This is a genomic window from Bradyrhizobium sp. MI1.7 (genome assembly GCF_055811795.1).
The window spans coordinates 1-15,832 of sequence record NZ_JBVVPO010000111.1 but is presented as its reverse complement, the minus strand read 5'-3'; the positions used below and the strand labels follow the sequence as shown (position 1 = coordinate 15,832).

The 15,832-nt window shown below is 65.3% G+C and carries 16 protein-coding genes; 6 read left to right on the top strand and 10 right to left on the bottom strand.

Annotation, left to right across the window (positions count from 1 at the left end):
• Positions 1-45: 45 nt before the first annotated feature.
• Both nikR and AC0L3X_RS44155 read right to left on the bottom strand, forming a co-directional pair.
• The gene (gene nikR, locus AC0L3X_RS44160; RefSeq protein WP_063980230.1) at positions 46-492 is read right to left on the bottom strand and encodes a nickel-responsive transcriptional regulator NikR; all 447 of its coding nucleotides are present in this window, start codon (positions 490-492) and stop codon (positions 46-48) included.
• Positions 493-670: 178 nt separating this feature from the next.
• Positions 671-3,148, bottom strand: a complete 2,478-nt coding sequence (locus tag AC0L3X_RS44155) for a heavy metal translocating P-type ATPase (RefSeq protein WP_063980229.1) — start codon at positions 3,146-3,148, stop codon at positions 671-673.
• Positions 3,149-3,198: 50 nt separating this feature from the next.
• Between AC0L3X_RS44155 and AC0L3X_RS44150 the strand changes: the two genes are divergently transcribed.
• Positions 3,199-3,474, top strand: coding sequence for a metal-sensitive transcriptional regulator (locus AC0L3X_RS44150; protein WP_007598521.1), 276 nt, complete (start codon positions 3,199-3,201; stop codon positions 3,472-3,474).
• Between the two features lie 157 nt (positions 3,475-3,631).
• On the opposite strand, the gene AC0L3X_RS44145 is transcribed toward AC0L3X_RS44150, so the two are convergent.
• Positions 3,632-4,603 carry a YiiX/YebB-like N1pC/P60 family cysteine hydrolase gene (locus tag AC0L3X_RS44145; protein ID WP_063980228.1) on the bottom strand — a complete coding sequence of 324 codons (972 nt, stop codon included), beginning with the start codon at positions 4,601-4,603 and terminating at the stop codon, positions 3,632-3,634.
• A 192-nt stretch (positions 4,604-4,795) separates the two neighbouring features.
• Here AC0L3X_RS44145 and AC0L3X_RS44140 point away from each other — a divergent pair, with 192 nt between their 5' ends.
• Entirely contained in the window at positions 4,796-6,184 is a 1,389-nt protein-coding gene (locus AC0L3X_RS44140) for a flavin monoamine oxidase family protein (protein WP_063980227.1), read from the top strand.
• Positions 6,185-6,363: 179 nt separating this feature from the next.
• Here the strand turns inward: AC0L3X_RS44140 and AC0L3X_RS44135 are convergent, their stop codons facing one another.
• The 3 genes from AC0L3X_RS44135 to pheS are packed head-to-tail and all read right to left on the bottom strand — an operon-like array spanning position 6,364 to position 10,618.
• On the bottom strand, positions 6,364-7,134 hold the full coding sequence (locus tag AC0L3X_RS44135; protein ID WP_231143742.1) for a sulfite exporter TauE/SafE family protein: 771 nt from the start codon (positions 7,132-7,134) through the stop codon (positions 6,364-6,366).
• Complete coding sequence (gene pheT, locus AC0L3X_RS44130; protein ID WP_063980226.1) at positions 7,131-9,539, bottom strand: phenylalanine--tRNA ligase subunit beta; 2,409 nt, start codon at positions 9,537-9,539, stop codon at positions 7,131-7,133. Before pheT ends, AC0L3X_RS44135 begins: the two co-directional genes overlap by 4 nt.
• Positions 9,536-10,618, bottom strand: coding sequence for a phenylalanine--tRNA ligase subunit alpha (gene pheS, locus AC0L3X_RS44125; protein WP_063980225.1), 1,083 nt, complete (start codon positions 10,616-10,618; stop codon positions 9,536-9,538). Before pheS ends, pheT begins: the two co-directional genes overlap by 4 nt.
• A gap of 136 nt (positions 10,619-10,754) precedes the next feature.
• On the opposite strand from pheS, the gene AC0L3X_RS44120 reads away from it, so the two are divergent.
• Positions 10,755-11,162, top strand: a complete 408-nt coding sequence (locus AC0L3X_RS44120) for a hypothetical protein (protein WP_063985967.1) — start codon at positions 10,755-10,757, stop codon at positions 11,160-11,162.
• A gap of 26 nt (positions 11,163-11,188) precedes the next feature.
• On the opposite strand, the gene rplT is transcribed toward AC0L3X_RS44120, so the two are convergent.
• Both rplT and rpmI read right to left on the bottom strand, forming a co-directional pair.
• Entirely contained in the window at positions 11,189-11,548 is a 360-nt protein-coding gene (gene rplT, locus AC0L3X_RS44115) for a 50S ribosomal protein L20 (RefSeq protein ID WP_014490867.1), read from the bottom strand.
• Between the two features lie 88 nt (positions 11,549-11,636).
• Positions 11,637-11,837 (bottom strand): 50S ribosomal protein L35, encoded by a 201-nt coding sequence (gene rpmI, locus AC0L3X_RS44110; RefSeq protein ID WP_008539890.1) that lies wholly within the window; start codon positions 11,835-11,837, stop codon positions 11,637-11,639.
• 271 nt (positions 11,838-12,108) lie between these two features.
• Here rpmI and AC0L3X_RS44105 point away from each other — a divergent pair, with 271 nt between their 5' ends.
• The gene (locus AC0L3X_RS44105) at positions 12,109-12,513 is read left to right on the top strand and encodes a hypothetical protein (protein ID WP_063980224.1); all 405 of its coding nucleotides are present in this window, start codon (positions 12,109-12,111) and stop codon (positions 12,511-12,513) included.
• 63 nt (positions 12,514-12,576) lie between these two features.
• Here AC0L3X_RS44105 and infC read toward each other — a convergent pair whose 3' ends face one another.
• On the bottom strand, positions 12,577-13,116 hold the full coding sequence (infC, locus tag AC0L3X_RS44100) for a translation initiation factor IF-3 (protein ID WP_071917037.1): 540 nt from the start codon (positions 13,114-13,116) through the stop codon (positions 12,577-12,579).
• 248 nt (positions 13,117-13,364) lie between these two features.
• Here infC and AC0L3X_RS44095 point away from each other — a divergent pair, with 248 nt between their 5' ends.
• Together AC0L3X_RS44095 and AC0L3X_RS44090 are read left to right on the top strand one after the other, a co-directional pair.
• The gene (locus AC0L3X_RS44095) at positions 13,365-14,153 is read left to right on the top strand and encodes an alpha/beta hydrolase (RefSeq protein ID WP_063980222.1); all 789 of its coding nucleotides are present in this window, start codon (positions 13,365-13,367) and stop codon (positions 14,151-14,153) included.
• Positions 14,154-14,303: 150 nt separating this feature from the next.
• Entirely contained in the window at positions 14,304-14,771 is a 468-nt protein-coding gene (locus tag AC0L3X_RS44090; RefSeq protein WP_014490871.1) for a nuclear transport factor 2 family protein, read from the top strand.
• A 71-nt stretch (positions 14,772-14,842) separates the two neighbouring features.
• On the opposite strand, the gene AC0L3X_RS44085 is transcribed toward AC0L3X_RS44090, so the two are convergent.
• Complete coding sequence (locus AC0L3X_RS44085) at positions 14,843-15,640, bottom strand: acyl-CoA thioesterase domain-containing protein (protein WP_028169709.1); 798 nt, start codon at positions 15,638-15,640, stop codon at positions 14,843-14,845.
• Positions 15,641-15,832: the final 192 nt, after the last annotated feature.

The following is a 15,832-nucleotide window of genomic DNA, read 5'->3' as shown; positions in this document are numbered from 1 at the left end:
CCCTCACCCCGACCCTCTCCCCGCAAGCGGGGCGAGGGAGAAGAACTACTCGTGCCGGTGCCCGTGCTTGCGCGCCTTCGCCTGCTTCCCTTCACCCGTCGGGATCATCACCACGCGGCCGTAGCGGACGCCGCGCTCGGCGATGATGTGGTCGGCGAAATGCTTGACCTCGGAGGCGTCGCCGCGCAGCGCCGTCATCTCCATGCAATTGTTATCGTCGAGATGGACATGCAGGGTGGCCAGCGCGAGGTCGTGGTGGCCGTGGAATTCCTGCACCAGGCGTTTCGAGAGATCGCGCGCGGCGTGGTCGTAGACGTAGACGAGGCCGGCGACGCAGGGGCCGGTCTGCGCGGTGTCCTCGGCGCTCTGTTGCAGGCCGGCACGCGCGAGATCGCGGATGATCTCGGAGCGGTTCTGGTAGCCGCGCGCTTCCGCTGCCGCGTCGATCTCCGCCAACAAATCGTCCTCGATCGTGATCGTAATCCGCTGCATCAGGTCCTCTCCGCGCGTACCGCTCTTGTTACCTCGCCCCGCTTGCGGGGAGAGGTCGGAGTTCAAGCGTAGCTTGAATTCCGGGTGAGGGGGACTCTCCACGAGTCCAATTGTCACCGTGGTCGCGGAAGCGGCCCCTCACCCCGTAAGAACGGGGCGAGGGAGCGCACCGTCATCCTCACAGCCGGGTCCCGCGCAGCCGCAGCGCATTCCCGACCACGCTCACCGAGGACAGCGCCATCGCCGCCGCGGCGATGATCGGGGACAGCAGGATGCCGAACGCGGGATAGAGGATGCCGGCCGCGATCGGAATGCCGGCGGCGTTGTAGATGAAGGCGAAGAACAGGTTTTGCCGGATGTTGCTCATGGTTGCCTGCGACAGTCTTCGCGCACGCACGATGCCGGTGAGATCACCGCCCAGCAGGGTGACGCCGGCGCTCTCCATCGCCACGTCCGTGCCGGTGCCCATGGCGATGCCGACCTCGGCGGCGGCCAGTGCGGGCGCGTCGTTGACGCCGTCGCCCGCCATCGCGACGCTGCGCCCGGCCTTTTGCAGCTTCGTCACCACCGCGCTCTTCTGGTCGGGCAGAACCTCGGCCTCGACCTCGGCGATACCGAGCCGGCGCGCCACCGCTTCCGCCGTCGTGCGATTGTCGCCGGTCAGCATGATGACCTTGATGCCTTCATCGGCCAGCGCTTTCAGCGCTTCCGGGGTCGAGGCCTTGACCGGATCGGCGATCGCGAACAGGCCGGCCAGCTTGCCGTCGACGGCCATGTTGATCACGGTGGCGCCGTCCTGGCGCATGCGTTCGGCCTCGGCATCGAGCGCCCTGGTGTCGATGCCGATCGACACCAGATATCTTGCGTTGCCGAGCACGATGCTCCTGCCGTCGATTATTCCGGTCGCGCCCTTGCCCGTCGGCGAGTCGAACTGTTCGACCTGAGCGAGGGTGAGTTGCTTCTCTTTCGCGGCGCGCATGATGGCGTCGGCCAAAGGATGCTCGCTGGCGCGCTCGACGCTGGCCGCAATGCGGAGGATGTCGTCCTCCGCAAAGCCGGCAGCCGGGACGATCGCGACCACCTTGGGCTTGCCCTCGGTCAGCGTGCCGGTCTTGTCGACCACCAGCGTGTCGATCTTCTCCATCCGCTCCAGCGCCTCGGCGTTCTTGATCAGCACGCCCGCCTGCGCGCCGCGGCCGACGCCGACCATGATCGACATCGGGGTCGCCAGGCCGAGCGCACAGGGGCAGGCGATGATCAGCACGCTGACGGCGGCAACGAGGCCGAACGCCAGCCGCGGCTCCGGTCCGAACCAGGCCCAGGCGGCAAAGGCGGCGATGGCGACGGCGATCACGGTCGGCACGAACCAGCCAGCGACCTGGTCGGCCAGCCGCTGGATCGGCGCGCGCGAGCGCTGCGCGTCGGCGACCATCTGCACGATCTGCGACAGCAGCGTCTCGCGCCCGACCTTGTCGGCGCGCATGATGAAGCCGCCCGATTGGTTGAGCGTCCCGGCGATCACTTTTGCACCTGGCTCCTTGGTGACCGGCATGGATTCGCCGGTGACGAGGGATTCGTCGAGCGCGGAGCGTCCCTCGAGGATAATTCCGTCGACCGGCACCTTCTCGCCTGGGCGGACGCGCAAATGGTCGCCGGCGTGGAGCGCATCGATCTCGACCTCGTGCTCGCCGCCATCGGCATCGACGCGGCGCGCGGTTTTTGGCGCAAGCTGCAACAGCGCCTTGATCGCACCCGACGTCGCGTCACGGGCGCGCAGCTCCAGCACCTGGCCGAGCAGCACCAGCACGGTGATCACAGCGGCGGGCTCGAAATAGACGGCAACGGCACCATCATGACTGCGGAAGGCCGCCGGGAAGATCTGCGGCACGACAGTCGCGACGATGCTGTAGAGATAGGCGACGCCCGTGCCCATCGCGATCAGCGTGAACATGTTGAGGTTGCGGGTGACCAGAGACTGCCAGCCGCGGACGAAGAACGGCCAGCCGGCCCACAGCACGGCGGGCGTGGTGACGACGAGCTGGATCCAGTTCGACAGCGCCGGATCGATCCAGTCGTGTGGTCCGGCGAGATGGCCGCCCATCTCCAGCACCACCGCCGGCAGCGCCAGCGCGCCACCGATCCAGAACCGCCGCGTCATGTCGGCAAGCTCGGGATTGGGTCCCGTCTCCAGGCTCGCGACCTCCGGCTCCAGCGCCATGCCGCAGATCGGGCAGCTGCCGGGTCCGACCTGGCGGATCTCCGGATGCATCGGGCAGGTGTAGATCGTGCCCGCGGGCATCTCGGGTTCGGGCGCCTTCTCTCTGACGAGATACTTTGCGGGATCGGCGGCGAATTTGGTGCGGCAGCCGGCCGAGCAGAAATGGAAGGTCTCGCCGTGATGTGTGTGGTGATGCTTCGAGGTGGCGGGATCGACCGTCATGCCGCAGACGGGGTCGAGGACTGTGGTCGCGGCGGCGCCATGGTCATGCGCGTGGTGCTGGGCATGATCGCCGTGCCCGCCGCAGCAGGAGGACGCCGCGGGCTTGTCGGCTGGCGGAGCACCCGTGGGGGCGGCCTCGGGAGCAGCCTTGGCGGAACAGCCGCATCCGGACGATGTTTCCGACGTGTGATGGTGCCCGTTTTCGGCGTCGTTCATTGCCATGCTCCGGCCTTGCAACATATACCCTAGGGGGGTATATAGAGCGCATGCGCAAGGACATCAAGGCATCCGTCGGAAAACGTCTTGGCCGGATCGAGGGTCAGGTTCGCGGCCTCTCGAAGATGGTCGAGGAGGACCGCTATTGCATCGACATCGTGACGCAGATTTCGGCCGTGCGTGCCGCGCTGCGCCGGGTCGAGGAAGAGGTTCTGAAGGATCACGTCGCCCATTGCGTCGAGCACGCGATCGCGAGCGGCGACAAGGCCGATCAGCGCGAGAAGATCGCGGAGCTGATGGCGGTGATCGGGCGGGCGGAACGGTAGGCTCTCACCATCGTCATTGCGAGGAGCGCAGCGACGAAGCAATCCAGATTGCCTCCGCCGAGGGACTCTGGATTGCTTCGCTACGCTCGCAATGACGGTGGAAAGAGCGGTGCAACGTCTCTCCTGGCCTTTGCCGGAACGACGGCAGGCGCGATGCTTACGCCGCCATCTCCTGCGCGCGTCCCCGCGCGCGGTACATCGCCAGTTCGTTCAGCAGCACAAAATGCTCGGAGCAGATGGCGCCCATCTCCGCGGGCTGCGCGCTCACTTCTTCAGCCGGAACTTCAGTCGGCGCTTCTTCGTCAACCGTCTCAGGAACGAGCGGCGGCGCACTGAGCGTTTCTGGAAACACACTGAATGTGCCCGCTACCTCCTCGAGCGGCTTCTGCTTGTCGGCCCAGTGCAGCGCGGTGTAGTCGAAGCCGTGCACGATGGTGGGTTTGACGACTTCGAAATAGGGCGAGATGTCGAAGTCGCGGGGCATGTAGAGCGAGGAATCGCGGATGTGCAGGATCTCGCGGCGGGCGGCGCGGCTGCCGGCCTTGGTGATCTTCGGCAGGATCGGATAGCGCACGGCATCGAAGGCCTGCGCGATCAGCGCCGAGCAGATGATTTTTGTCGGATCGCCCGAGCCGATCGAGATCATGCGCCGCCGCCAGCGTTGCGGGATCGGCAGCGGGAACAGGAAGCGCATCAGGTCGACGATGTTCTTGGTGTCGTAGCCGAAGCCGATGCGGTTGATCGCATAGCGGCAGACCGTGGTGCGGTCCTCATAGGACAGCCCGACCGGGCGGCAGACACGGGTGTGATACGGGAAATATTTCGACAGCGGCGCCGAGGTGACGCCCTCGCCGATATTGGCCTCGATCAGCACATGCGGCTCGCCATTGGGCTCCGTGGCGCCCTCGACCGGACCAACATAGAGCGCGGCATGGGACCAGGTCGATTGCGTCAGATATTTGATGATGCCGGAGATGCGGTTGTTGCCCTCGACTAGCAGCACGTCGCCGGGCTCGATGACGCCGCGCAGGTGCTCCGGGTCGCTCGGCGTGAACGGCTCGTAGCCCGGCACCTCCTTCGAGAGGTACGCGGCAATCAGCTTGCCGACTGAGTCCAGAACCGTCCCCATTTCAAACTCCCCCCACGGCCTTTTCCGGCCGTCTTTTTCCCTTCTCTATCATGGTCGAAACGTGTTGCAATTCGGTTCATCACTCTGTGAGATCAAGCACGATTGATTCACCATGATGGTTGCCGTGCGACACCAGATGCAGCAAGGTTCGCGGGCTGTTCCCGTTCGCCGCAAGTTCCCGGAAACCATGACATGACAATCACGCGCCGCAGCTTCCTATCGGCGTCGGCGGCTCTTGCCGCGATGCCGGTCCTGCGCGCGACTGCCGCACCCCTGCCGCGCGAGGCCGACATCGTCGTGATCGGTGCGGGAGCGGCCGGAATTGCCGCGGCGCGGCGCATCATGGCGGCCAACCGCAAGGTCGTGGTCGTGGAAGCGGCATCCCAGATCGGCGGCCGCTGCGTCACGGACAGCACGACCTTCGACGTGCCGTTCGATCGCGGCGCGCGCTGGATGCACAATCCCGAGACCAATCCGATGATCCGGCTGGCGCGCAGTGCCGGGCTCGACGTCCTGCCGGCACCGACTGGCCAGAAGATGCGTATCGGCCGCCGCAATGCGCGCGCGGGCGAGACCGAACAGTTCCTGGCGGCGCTGGTGCGCGCCAACCGCGCCATCGACGAGGCCGGACGCGGCAAGCTCGATACGGCCTGCGCCTCGGTGCTGCCGAAGGATCTCGGTGACTGGGCCGGTGCGGCCGAATTCGTGCTCGGTGCGAGCTTTGCGGGCAAAGACCTCAAGGAGCTGTCGGCGATCGACAAGGCGCGTGCGCAGGACCGCAACACCGCGATCGCCTGCCGCCAGGGCCTGGGGACCCTGATCACCAGGCTCGGCGAACAGGCGCCGGTGGCGCTGGCGACGCCGGTGAGCAGGATTGTCTGGAGCAATCGCGATGTCAGCGTGGAGACGCCATCCGGCAGGATCGCCGCACGCGCCGCCATCGTCACGGTCTCGACCAACGTGCTGACGTCGGGCGCGATCAAGTTCGGGCCTGATATTCCCAAGCGCACGCTCGATGCGGCGTCGAAGCTCACGCTCGGCAGCTACGATCGCATTGTGCTGCAACTGCCGGGTAATCCGCTGGGGCTCTCGCGCGACGACATCCTCATCGAGCAGAGCAATTCGACGCGCACGGCGCTGATGCTCGCCAATATCGGCGGCTCTTCACTGTGTTCGATCGATGTCGGCGGCTCGTTCGGCCGCGATCTCTCCGAGCAGGGCGAGAAGGCGATGGTCGCCTTCGCCAGGGAATGGATCACGAAGCTGTTCGGCAGCGAGGCGGCGGCCGCCGTGCAGAAGACCACCGCGACGCGCTGGAACGCCTCGCCCTTCGTGATGGGCGCGATGTCGGCGGCCTCGCCCGGCGGGCAGCTCTCGCGAAAAATCCTGACCGAGCCGATCGGCAACATGTTTCTCGCCGGCGAAGCCACGCACGAGACGCTGTGGGGCACCGTCGACGGCGCCTGGGAAAGCGGTGAGCGCGCAGCCGATGCGGCCTTGCGCAAGATCGGCGCGCTCAAGGACGAGTCGGCCGACGTGCCGACGCAGTCGACGAAGAAGCGCCGCGCGCCTCGACAGTAGGACAATTAAGTCGCCAAACACTCCGCTGTCGTCCCTGCGAACGCAGGGGACCCATAACCACAGGGAGTGGTTTGGCGAAAGCTAGCAGTTAGGGGTCCTTGGTCGGTACTGCCACCTGCGCTTATCGACAAATCACACGGTATGGGTCCCTGCTTTCGCAGGGACGACCGCGGAGATTGTTACCGCAAAATCCCGTCCAGCACCGGCAGCCCCGCGATCACCGCCATCGCGATCAGACCGTAGCAAATCGCGCGAAACACTTTTTCGCTGGCGCGGCCGAACAGCGACGCACCGAACGCGACGCCGATCGCATAGACCGGGCCGACGATCAGCGACAGCACCAGCGATTCGCGTGAGATCAGGCCGGTCGTCGCGTAGCTGACCATCGAGAAGAAATCCGACGCGCCGAAGAACAGCACGATATTGGCGCGCGCGACGATCGGCGCGATGGGGCGGCCGAGCCAGTAGCCGACGATCGGCGGGCCGCCGGTCTGCGCCAGACCGCTACAGAAGCCCGAGAGGCCGCCGATGCCGACCGAGAGCCAGGCGTGGTCCTTGCCGCGATAGCGCCAGCCGGACAGCAGCAGCAGCAACAGCGCAGCGACGAAGCAGGAGATGATCCAGCGCGTGGTGACGGGCTCGAGCACGCTGAGGAAATAGGTGCCCACCGGCACGCCGACCAGCGCGCCCAGCACGATTACCGCGGTGGCCTTGCGGTCCGCCTTCCGCCACGCGTCGGGCAGCAGCGGCAGGGCCGCGACGAAATCGATCACCAGGAGCAGCGCGGCAACGAGACGCGGCGCCGCGATGCTGCTCGCCAGCGGCATGAAGATCAGCGCCGAGCCGAAGCCGGAGAAGCCGCGCGCGGTGCCCGAAACGAAAGCGACGGCGCAGAGCGCCATCGCAACGGTGAGGCTGACGTCCTTCGGAAGAACATCCGCAAGGGTCATCCGCGCAAGACGCCGCCGGTCTTCTTCGTGACTTCCGCCACGATCTTCCCGGCGACGGCCTCGATCTCCTGATCGGTCAGCGTCTTCTCGCGCGGCTGGATCGTCACGGCGATCGCGATCGACTTCTTGCCGTCATCGATGCCCTTGCCCTCGTAGACGTCGAAGACATTCACGCCGGTGATCAGCTTCTTGTCGACGCCTTGCGCGGCGCGAACGATGTCGCCGGCCTTGATGGTGCGGTCGACGATGAAGGCGAAATCGCGCGACACCGGCTGGAAGGCCGACAGCTCGATCACGGGCTTGGCGCGGGTCGGCTTCTTCTTCGCCTCGGGGATGCGGTCGAGGATCACCTCGAACACCATCAGCGGGCCGTCGGCGCCGAGCGCCTCGAGCGCGCTCGGATGCATCTCGCCGAAATAGCCGAGCACGTTCTGCGGGCCGATCTGGATCGTGCCGGAACGCCCCGGATGCAACCAGGCTGGTCCGCCCGCGACGATCTGCAGCGCCTGCATCGGTGCACCGGCAACGGCAAGCACCGCGAGCGCGTCGGCCTTGGCGTCGAACAATTCGGCCTGCGCCGAACCCGACCAGTGCCGTCCCAGACCTTCGGACGAAGCAAAGCCGCGCCGAACGCCGCTGGCCGCCATGAACTGATCCTGCGGGCGGTCGCCCTTGAACAGCTGGCCGACCTCGAACAGCGCGACATCGCCGAAGCCGCGATCGGCGTTGGCCTGCGCCGCCGCGATCAGGCCCGCCAACAGGGTCGGCCGCATGTCGGAGAGATCCGAGGCGATCGGGTTGGCCACTTCGAGCTCGCGCTGGCCGCCGCCGAACAGGGTTGCCGCAGACTTCGTGATGAAGGACCAGGTCACCGCTTCGATGATGCCGCGGCTCGCGAGTGCGCGCCTGGCGCGACGGGTGCGGAGCTGCAGCGGCGTCAGCACCGGCTTGCGCGCGTCCTCGCCGCGCTCGAACGGCGTCATCGGCACCTTGTCGACGCCGTAGATGCGCACGATCTCTTCGACGATGTCGGCCTTGCCATGCACATCGGTGCGCCACGAGGGCACCGCGATCTTCACCACCGGACCCGGGCCGGCCATCATGAAGCCGAGATGGGTCAGGATGCGCTTCATCTCCGGCTGCGGCACCTCGATGCCGGAGAGCCGCTTGACCTCGGTAACAGGAAAATCGATCACCCGGTCGTCGCCGAAGGCCTTTCCGACCACGACGTTCTCGGACGGCGCGCCGCCGCATATTTCCATCACGAGCTTGGTGGCGAGCTCCAGTCCCGGCACCATGAAGGCCGGATCGACGCCGCGCTCGAAGCGGTAGCGCGCGTCCGAATTGATGCCGAGCTTGCGCCCGGTCTGGGCGATGTTGATCTCGTTCCACAGCGCCGATTCGATCAGCACGTCGGTGGTGTTCTCGTCGCAGCCCGAGGCTTCGCCGCCCATGATGCCGGCGAGCGATTCGACGCCGTGCTCGTCCGCGATCACGCAGATGGCGGGATCGAGATTGTAGGTGCGGCCGTCGAGCGCCAGCAGCGTCTCGCCGTCGCGGGCGCGGCGCACCACGAGATTGCCCTTCACCTTCTTGGCGTCGAACACGTGCAGCGGGCGCGCGCGGTCGTAGGTCATGAAGTTGGTGATGTCGACCAGCGCATTGATCGGACGCAGCCCGATCGCGGTCAGCCGCTTCTGCAGCCATTCCGGCGACGGCCCGTTCTTCACCCCGCGCACCAGGCGCAACGCGAAGCCCGGACACAGCGTGGCGTCCTCGACCGCGACCTTCACGGGGCACGGGAATTCACCCTTGATCGGCTTGATCGTGGGGTCCTTGAACTTGCCCATGTCGGCCGCGGCAAGATCGCGGGCGATGCCGTGCACGCCGGTGCAGTCCTGTCGGTTCGGCGTCAGATTGATCTCGACCACGGGATCGCCGAGGCCCGCCCATGCGGCGTATGCCGCGCCGATCGGCGCATCCGCCGGCAGCTCCATGATGCCGTCATGGTCGTTGGAGATCTGGAGTTCGGCCGCCGAGCACAGCATGCCGCGGCTCTCGACGCCGCGGATGGTGCCGACACCGAGCGTGATGTCCTTGCCGGGAATGTAGGTGCCCGGAGGCGAGAACACGCTGACCAGGCCCGTGCGCGCATTCGGCGCGCCGCACACGACCTGCACCGGTGCGCCACCATCGCCGGTGTCGACCATGCAGACGCGCAGGCGATCTGCATTCGGATGCTGCTCGGCCGAGATCACCTTCGCGATGGTGAACGGCTTCAGCGCCTTCGCCTTGTCCTCGATGTTCTCGACCTCGAGCCCGATCATAGTGAGCTTGTCGGCGAGCTTTTCCAGGGGCTCGTCGGTGTCGAGATGATCCTTCAGCCAGGAGAGGGTGAATTTCACGAGCTCAGTCCTCCCGCAAGCGTCGGCAGTTCGAGCGGCTTGAAGCCGTAATGGGACAGCCAGCGGACGTCGCTGTCGAACAGCTGGCGCAAATCGGCGATGCCGTATTTCAGCATGGCGATGCGGTCGATACCCATGCCCCAGGCAAAGCCCTGGTACTCGTCGGGATCGATGCCGCAGGCGCGTAGCACGTTCGGATGCACCATGCCGCAGCCGAGAATCTCGAGCCAGTCCTCGCCCTCGCCGAAGCGGATCTCGCCCTTGTCGCGGCGGCACTGGATGTCGACTTCCAGCGACGGCTCGGTGAACGGGAAGAACGACGGCCGGAAGCGCATGTTGATGTGATCGACCTCGAAGAACGCCTTGCAGAACTCGTGCAGGATCCATTTGAGGTGGCCGAGATGCGAGTGCTTGTCGATGACGAGGCCTTCGACCTGGTGGAATTGCGGCGTGTGGGTCGCGTCCGAATCGATGCGGTAGGTGCGGCCCGGGCAGATCACGCGGATCGGCGGCTTCTGGCTCAGCATGGTGCGCACCTGCACCGGCGAGGTGTGGGTTCGCAGCAGCATGCGCGAGCCGTCCTCCTTCGGATGGAAGAAGAAGGTGTCGTGCATCTCGCGGGCGGGATGGCCTTCCGGGAAATTCAGCTTGGTGAAGTTGTAGTCGTCGGTCTCGATGTCGGGGCCTTCCGCGACCGAGAATCCCATGTCGGCGAAGATCGTCGTCAACTCGTCCCAGACCTGGCTCAGCGGATGGATGCGGCCGGCTTCAGTCGGCGCATCGCGCAGCGGCAGGGTGACGTCGATGGTCTCGGATGCGAGCCGCGCATCGAGCGCCGCCGACTTCAGCACGTCGCGCCGCGCGGCGAGGGCCTGGGTGACCTCGTCCTTGGCCTGGTTGATCGCGGCGCCTTGCGTCTTGCGCTCGTCCGGCGACATCTTGCCGAGCGTCGCAAGCAAGGCGGAGATCGAGCCCTTCTTGCCGAGGGACGCGACGCGGACGGCTTCGAGGGCGGCTTCGTCCCCGGCAGCACTGATCTGCGCGAGGATGGATTGGACGAGACTGGCGAGGTCGGACACGGTCGGATCCTTTCAAAACGCTGCCGGTTGTGGCCGCAGCCGGGCCGGAACGTCAAGCCGTATAGCCGTCGTAAATGCAGGGCATTTGAACCCTATAGGCATGGCTGGCACCAACCTGAAGTCGAGGGAGAAGACGATGCGTTTACGATCCTGGGTGGTCGGCTTGAGCTTGGTTCTTTTGGGGAGCGCGGCTCACGCCGCGGAGGAATGCCCGGCCAAATCGACGTCGATGGATGACATCATCGCGGTCCTGAACGCGGCGCCGAGCTGCGACCGTGCCATGACGCTGTTCGATGCTTGCGCATACGGCGCCAGCGGCGACGTGCAATTCGGCGAAGCGGTCGAGAAGAAGTGCGAGGCCGATTTTGTCGGCCGGCTGAGAACGCCGCAGAAGCTCAGCTATCAGCGCGAGTTGCGGGTCTGCGACCGGAAGTACCGGAACAAGTCCGGCACCATGTATATCTCGGCCACGGCCTTCTGCCGGGCGGAGGTCGCCCAGCGTTACTCGCGACGTGCGCTGAAGGCCGGCGGAGCCGGCCATTAGTGCTGGGCTTGCTCTGAAGCAGCCGCTTAGGCGGCCAGCGCAGCCTTGGCCTTCTCGGCGATCGCCTGGAACGACGCAGGCTCGTGGATCGCGAGATCCGACAGCACCTTGCGGTCCACGGTGATGCCCGACTTGGCGAGACCGTCGATAAATCGGCTGTAGGTCAGGCCGAACGGACGCACAGCGGCGTTGAGACGCTGGATCCAGAGCGCGCGGAAAGTCCGCTTCTTGCGCTTGCGATCACGGAACGCGTACTGCTGGGCCTTTTCTACGGCCGGCTTGGCGGCGCGGATGGTGTTCTTGCGGCGGCCATAGAAACCCTTGGCGGCCTTGTAGACTTTCTTGTGCTTGGCGTGGGCGGTCACACCGCGTTTGACGCGAGACATGACAAAATCCTTCAGAGATGACTTGGTTTTCGGATCGCCGCGCGAGCGCGGCGGAGGTGGCAATGATCTTCGACGATCTTGGACGCGATCAGGCGTTCGGCAAGAAGTACTTCTTGACGTTGTCGCCGTCGGTCTTGAACAGCACGCGAGTGCCGCGCAGCTGACGGATCTGCTTCTTCGTCCGCTTGATCATGCCGTGACGCTTGCCGCGCTGGGCGTGCATCACTTTGCCGGTGGCAGTCACCTTGAAGCGCTTTTTAGCGCCCGATTTGGTCTTCAGCTTGGGCATTTGGCTCTCCTAATGGCCACAGAAACCCGCCCGCGAAGGCGGCTGGCCGTCAAAAATGCTCGTTAGAGCGTTGATTGTGCTCAGGTTTTACGAACAAGCGCGAAACCCGCACGGACACCGCCACGGCAGCCCTTAATCAGCCGGGCGATGAAGGCTGGGCTTATGACAGAGGACAAGCCAAATGGCAACGCTGAACCGCCGAAACCTGCCCGGCGACTATTCGAAGTTACCACCCATATGTCCAAGCCATGTCGCCTGGAGCAAGACCAAAATGGCCCATTTTCCCCGATCGCTTTCGTCCTTGACGGACCTCGCCCGCCCGCGCCGCCTGGCGCTGCTTGCCGTGCTGGCCACGGCCGTGCTGCCCTCGACCGCCGACGCCCGTATCGGCAGCTATGACGGCATCTGGAATGTCACTTTCGCCACCACGCGGGGCAATTGCAGTTCCGGTTACAGCGTCCCCTTCACCGTCACCGGCGGCCGGGTGTCATCCGCCGGCGGCGGCCGGGTCTCCGGCACGGTTCGTCGCGGCGGCGCCGTCGCGGTCCAGGTCTCGGTCGGCGCGTCCCACGCCAGTGGAGGCGGCCGGCTCGGCGGGGTGGCCGGTGCAGGCTCCTGGAACGGCATCATTTCCGGCGACCGGTGCAGCGGCATCTGGCATGCGACCCGGTCCTGATACACAAACGGCCCGCCGGAAATCCGGACGGGCCGTTGAACTCTCAGTCCTGAAAAACGGACGTCAGCGCGGCGCCAGCACCATGACGACCTGACGGCCCTCGAACCTGGCATCCTGCTCGACCTTGGCGAGCTCGGCGACGTCGTTCTTGATCTTGTCCAGAAGCTTGGTGCCGATCTCCTGGTGCGCCATTTCGCGGCCGCGATAGCGCAGCGTGATCTTGACCTTGTCGCCTTCTTCGAAGAACCGCTGCATCGCGCGCATCTTCACGTCGTAATCGTGGTCGTCGATCATCGGGCGGAGCTTGATCTCCTTGATCTCGACGATCTTCTGCCGCTTGCGGGCTTCGGCGGCCTTTTTCTGGGCGGAATACTTGTACTTCCCGTAGTCCATGATCTTGCAGACGGGAGGGCTGACATTCGGCGAAATCTCGACCAGATCCATGCCAGCTTCCTGGGCCATACGGATGGCCATGACGGTTTCGACCGTGCCCTTGTTGTCACCGGTCTGATCGATCAGCTGGATTTGCGCATTGCGAATATCATCATTGATGCGCGGCCCGTCTTTGCTGGCAACGGGCGGGGCTTTATTGGGACGGCGAATGGGTGGTTCTCCAAAATTGTGAAAGAGGCGGCTAGTCTGAAGGAAGATGCGTTTGCCGGCAAGCAAGTCGCGTGCGGGAGGCGAAAAAGCCTCAAATGCGAGGCATTTTGGTCACGCCCATGGGCACGCTGCAGGACATAGACACCTTGCTTCTGTTCCGCAAGCGTCCCAAAGGGCAATAGCGATGCTGGGCTGGGCCTCGGAACGCATCCAGACAGCTCAAACCGAACAACCAGAGTAAACGTTCCATGAGCAATGCAATTCCCGAAGCCGTGCTCGGCTTCATCGATGTGGGCGAGGGACCGTCCGCACGCAGGATCGCGGTGCGCAGCCGCGCCGGTCGCGGACCCGGACTGGTCTGGCTCGGCGGGTTCAAGTCGGACATGCAGGGCAGCAAGGCCGTGGCGCTGGATGCCTGGGCCGCGGACCACGGCCGCGCCGCGGTCCGGTTCGACTACTCCGGCCATGGCGAATCCGGCGGCGAGTTCGCCGATGGAACCATCGGAAGCTGGCTCGAGGACAGCGTGGCGGTGTTCGAGCGGTTCTGCGACGGCCCGCAGGTTCTGATCGGTTCCTCCATGGGCGGCTGGATGGCGCTGCTGCTCGCGCGCGAGATCAGGAAGCGGGCCAGTAAAGCGTCGCTTGCGGGCCTGGTGCTGATCGCGCCGGCGCCCGACTTCACCGAGGAGCTGATGTGGAAGAATTTTTCGCCTGCGGTGAAGAAAGAAATCGAGACCAAGGGCTTCTGGCTGCGGCCGTCGGACTATGGCGATGGCTCGCCCTATCCGATCACGCGGAATCTGATCGAGGAGGGCCGCAATCATTTGCTGCTCGGCAGCGCCATCGATCTCGGCTGTCCCGTCCGCATCCTCCAGGGCGCGCAGGATCCGGATGTGCCCTGGCAGCACGCATTCGCGCTGACGCATCGCCTGCCGGCCGACGACGTCGTGCTCACCATGATCCAGGACGGCGATCACCGCCTCTCCCGTCCGCAAGATATCGCCCGCATTCTTGCCGCGGTGGCCGAGATCGGGTGAGACTGCCGCCCAACATTCGGTGTCATCGCCCGACTTGATCGGGCGATCCAGTATTCCAGAGGCCATCGTGCTTTAGCCGAGAAGCCGCGGCGTACTGGATGCCCCGGTCAAGCCGGGGCATGACGAAGAGCGAGAATGGGAGAAATGCCAATGACCGCCACTGCCATGCTGCGCACCTTTTGCGACGCCGTCGAACAGCGTAACGGAAAAGCCTTCGCGGATCTCTTCACCGAGGACGGGGTCTATCACGACGTCTTCTACGGCGCCTTCGAAGGCCGCGAAAAGATCGCAGCGATGGTCGACGACTGGTTCTATCGCACGGCGACCGATTTCCGCTGGGACATGCATGATCCCGTCACCGACGGCACCACGCTCTATGCGCGCTACACCTTCAGCTATCGCTCGACCTTGGCCGAAGCGAACGGCGCGCGGGCGATGTTCGAGGGCGTCGCGATCATGACGCTGCGCGACGGCAGGATCGTGAGCTATCACGAGGTCGCCAACACCGCGCCGGCGTTCGTCGATCTGAAGTTTGCGCCGGAACGGATTGCGAAGATCGTCGGCAAGCAGGGTGCTGAGCTGAAAGCGCGGCCGGAGATGAAGCGGCATCTGGCGTAGCCGCGCGGCCCCTCTCCTCTTGTCATTCCGGGGCGTGCCACTTGGCGCGCGCCCCGGAATGACAGTAACGACTACCGCTTCGACGGATTCGCCATCGGCTTGCGCTGCGCCAGTGCTGCGACCGTGGCGGTGCCGATCGGGCCTTGCTCGTCGTAGAGCCAGCATTCGCCGATCGCGACACCATCGGTCGCCTGGTGATTGACCACGTCGAAGCCGATCCAGTTCGTCACTGGCAGCCGATGCAGATAGATCGTGACGTCGCTGTTGATGTAGCCGAGCCCCTTGTCGCCGGCGTTGGCAAAGGGGCTGGCGAAATCGGCGCCGACAGCGACATGGACGAACGGCGTCATCGGCACGCCGGCCACGAGCTCGCGCACCTCGCTCATCCAGAGCCGGCGCGGACCGAGCGAGCCCATATGGCCGACGATCGGCCGCGTCGTCCATTTGCCGTTCATGCCGAGCCTGGGATCGGTGGGCTTGGGAATGTCGTCCGGCTTCGGCACGTCCCAGTTCGGCGGCGACCAGACGTTGCCGTCCGGATTCTGCGTTTTGCGCAGCAGCTGGCACGAGGCACGCGCCATGCTGACGCCGCCGGAGACAAATTCGGCCTCGACCACGCGAATGCGTAGTCCGTCGCGCACCAGCCGCGTCGTCACCTCGATCGGCTTGTCGATGGTCGGCAGCCGAAACATGTCGACCGTGAGCCGCGCCGGGACGAATTCCGGGCCGGAATGGCGCTCCTCGATGGCGAAGCCGAGCAGGCCGACGATGACGCGTCCGTGCAGCGATTTCGGATCCCAGGGACCGTTGGCCACTTCCGTCGGATGGAATGTATCGCCGTCGCGGGTGAAGAAAGGCATGTTTGTCATGACGCGCGACTTTGAGGAAACGCGTGAGGAAATCAAGGTCCCCCAATCCTCAGGGTGAGGAGGCGCGAAGCGCTCTCATCACAACAACGGTGTCATCGCCCGGCTTGACCGGGCGATCCAGGGCGGATTCAAACGGTCGTCGCAACACTCGGAGGTTGGAGGTTGCGATGAACGTTGTAAGGCGCCGATCGG

Excerpts from the sequence above, each read along its gene's own strand:
- AC0L3X_RS44090 (WP_014490871.1), top strand. The coding sequence starts at position 14,304 with ATGACCGCCACTGCCATGCTGCGCACCTTTTGCGACGCCGTCGAACAG.
- AC0L3X_RS44085 (WP_028169709.1), bottom strand. The coding sequence starts at position 15,640 with ATGACAAACATGCCTTTCTTCACCCGCGACGGCGATACATTCCATCCG.
- AC0L3X_RS44140 (WP_063980227.1), top strand. The coding sequence starts at position 4,796 with ATGACAATCACGCGCCGCAGCTTCCTATCGGCGTCGGCGGCTCTTGCC.
- AC0L3X_RS44150 (WP_007598521.1), top strand. The coding sequence starts at position 3,199 with ATGCGCAAGGACATCAAGGCATCCGTCGGAAAACGTCTTGGCCGGATC.
- AC0L3X_RS44135 (WP_231143742.1), bottom strand. The coding sequence starts at position 7,134 with ATGACCCTTGCGGATGTTCTTCCGAAGGACGTCAGCCTCACCGTTGCG.
- nikR (WP_063980230.1), bottom strand. The coding sequence starts at position 492 with ATGCAGCGGATTACGATCACGATCGAGGACGATTTGTTGGCGGAGATC.
- AC0L3X_RS44145 (WP_063980228.1), bottom strand. The coding sequence starts at position 4,603 with ATGGGGACGGTTCTGGACTCAGTCGGCAAGCTGATTGCCGCGTACCTC.
- rplT (WP_014490867.1), bottom strand. The coding sequence starts at position 11,548 with ATGTCTCGCGTCAAACGCGGTGTGACCGCCCACGCCAAGCACAAGAAA.
- AC0L3X_RS44105 (WP_063980224.1), top strand. The coding sequence starts at position 12,109 with ATGGCCCATTTTCCCCGATCGCTTTCGTCCTTGACGGACCTCGCCCGC.
- AC0L3X_RS44095 (WP_063980222.1), top strand. The coding sequence starts at position 13,365 with ATGAGCAATGCAATTCCCGAAGCCGTGCTCGGCTTCATCGATGTGGGC.
- AC0L3X_RS44155 (WP_063980229.1), bottom strand. The coding sequence starts at position 3,148 with ATGAACGACGCCGAAAACGGGCACCATCACACGTCGGAAACATCGTCC.
- rpmI (WP_008539890.1), bottom strand. The coding sequence starts at position 11,837 with ATGCCCAAGCTGAAGACCAAATCGGGCGCTAAAAAGCGCTTCAAGGTG.
- AC0L3X_RS44120 (WP_063985967.1), top strand. The coding sequence starts at position 10,755 with ATGCGTTTACGATCCTGGGTGGTCGGCTTGAGCTTGGTTCTTTTGGGG.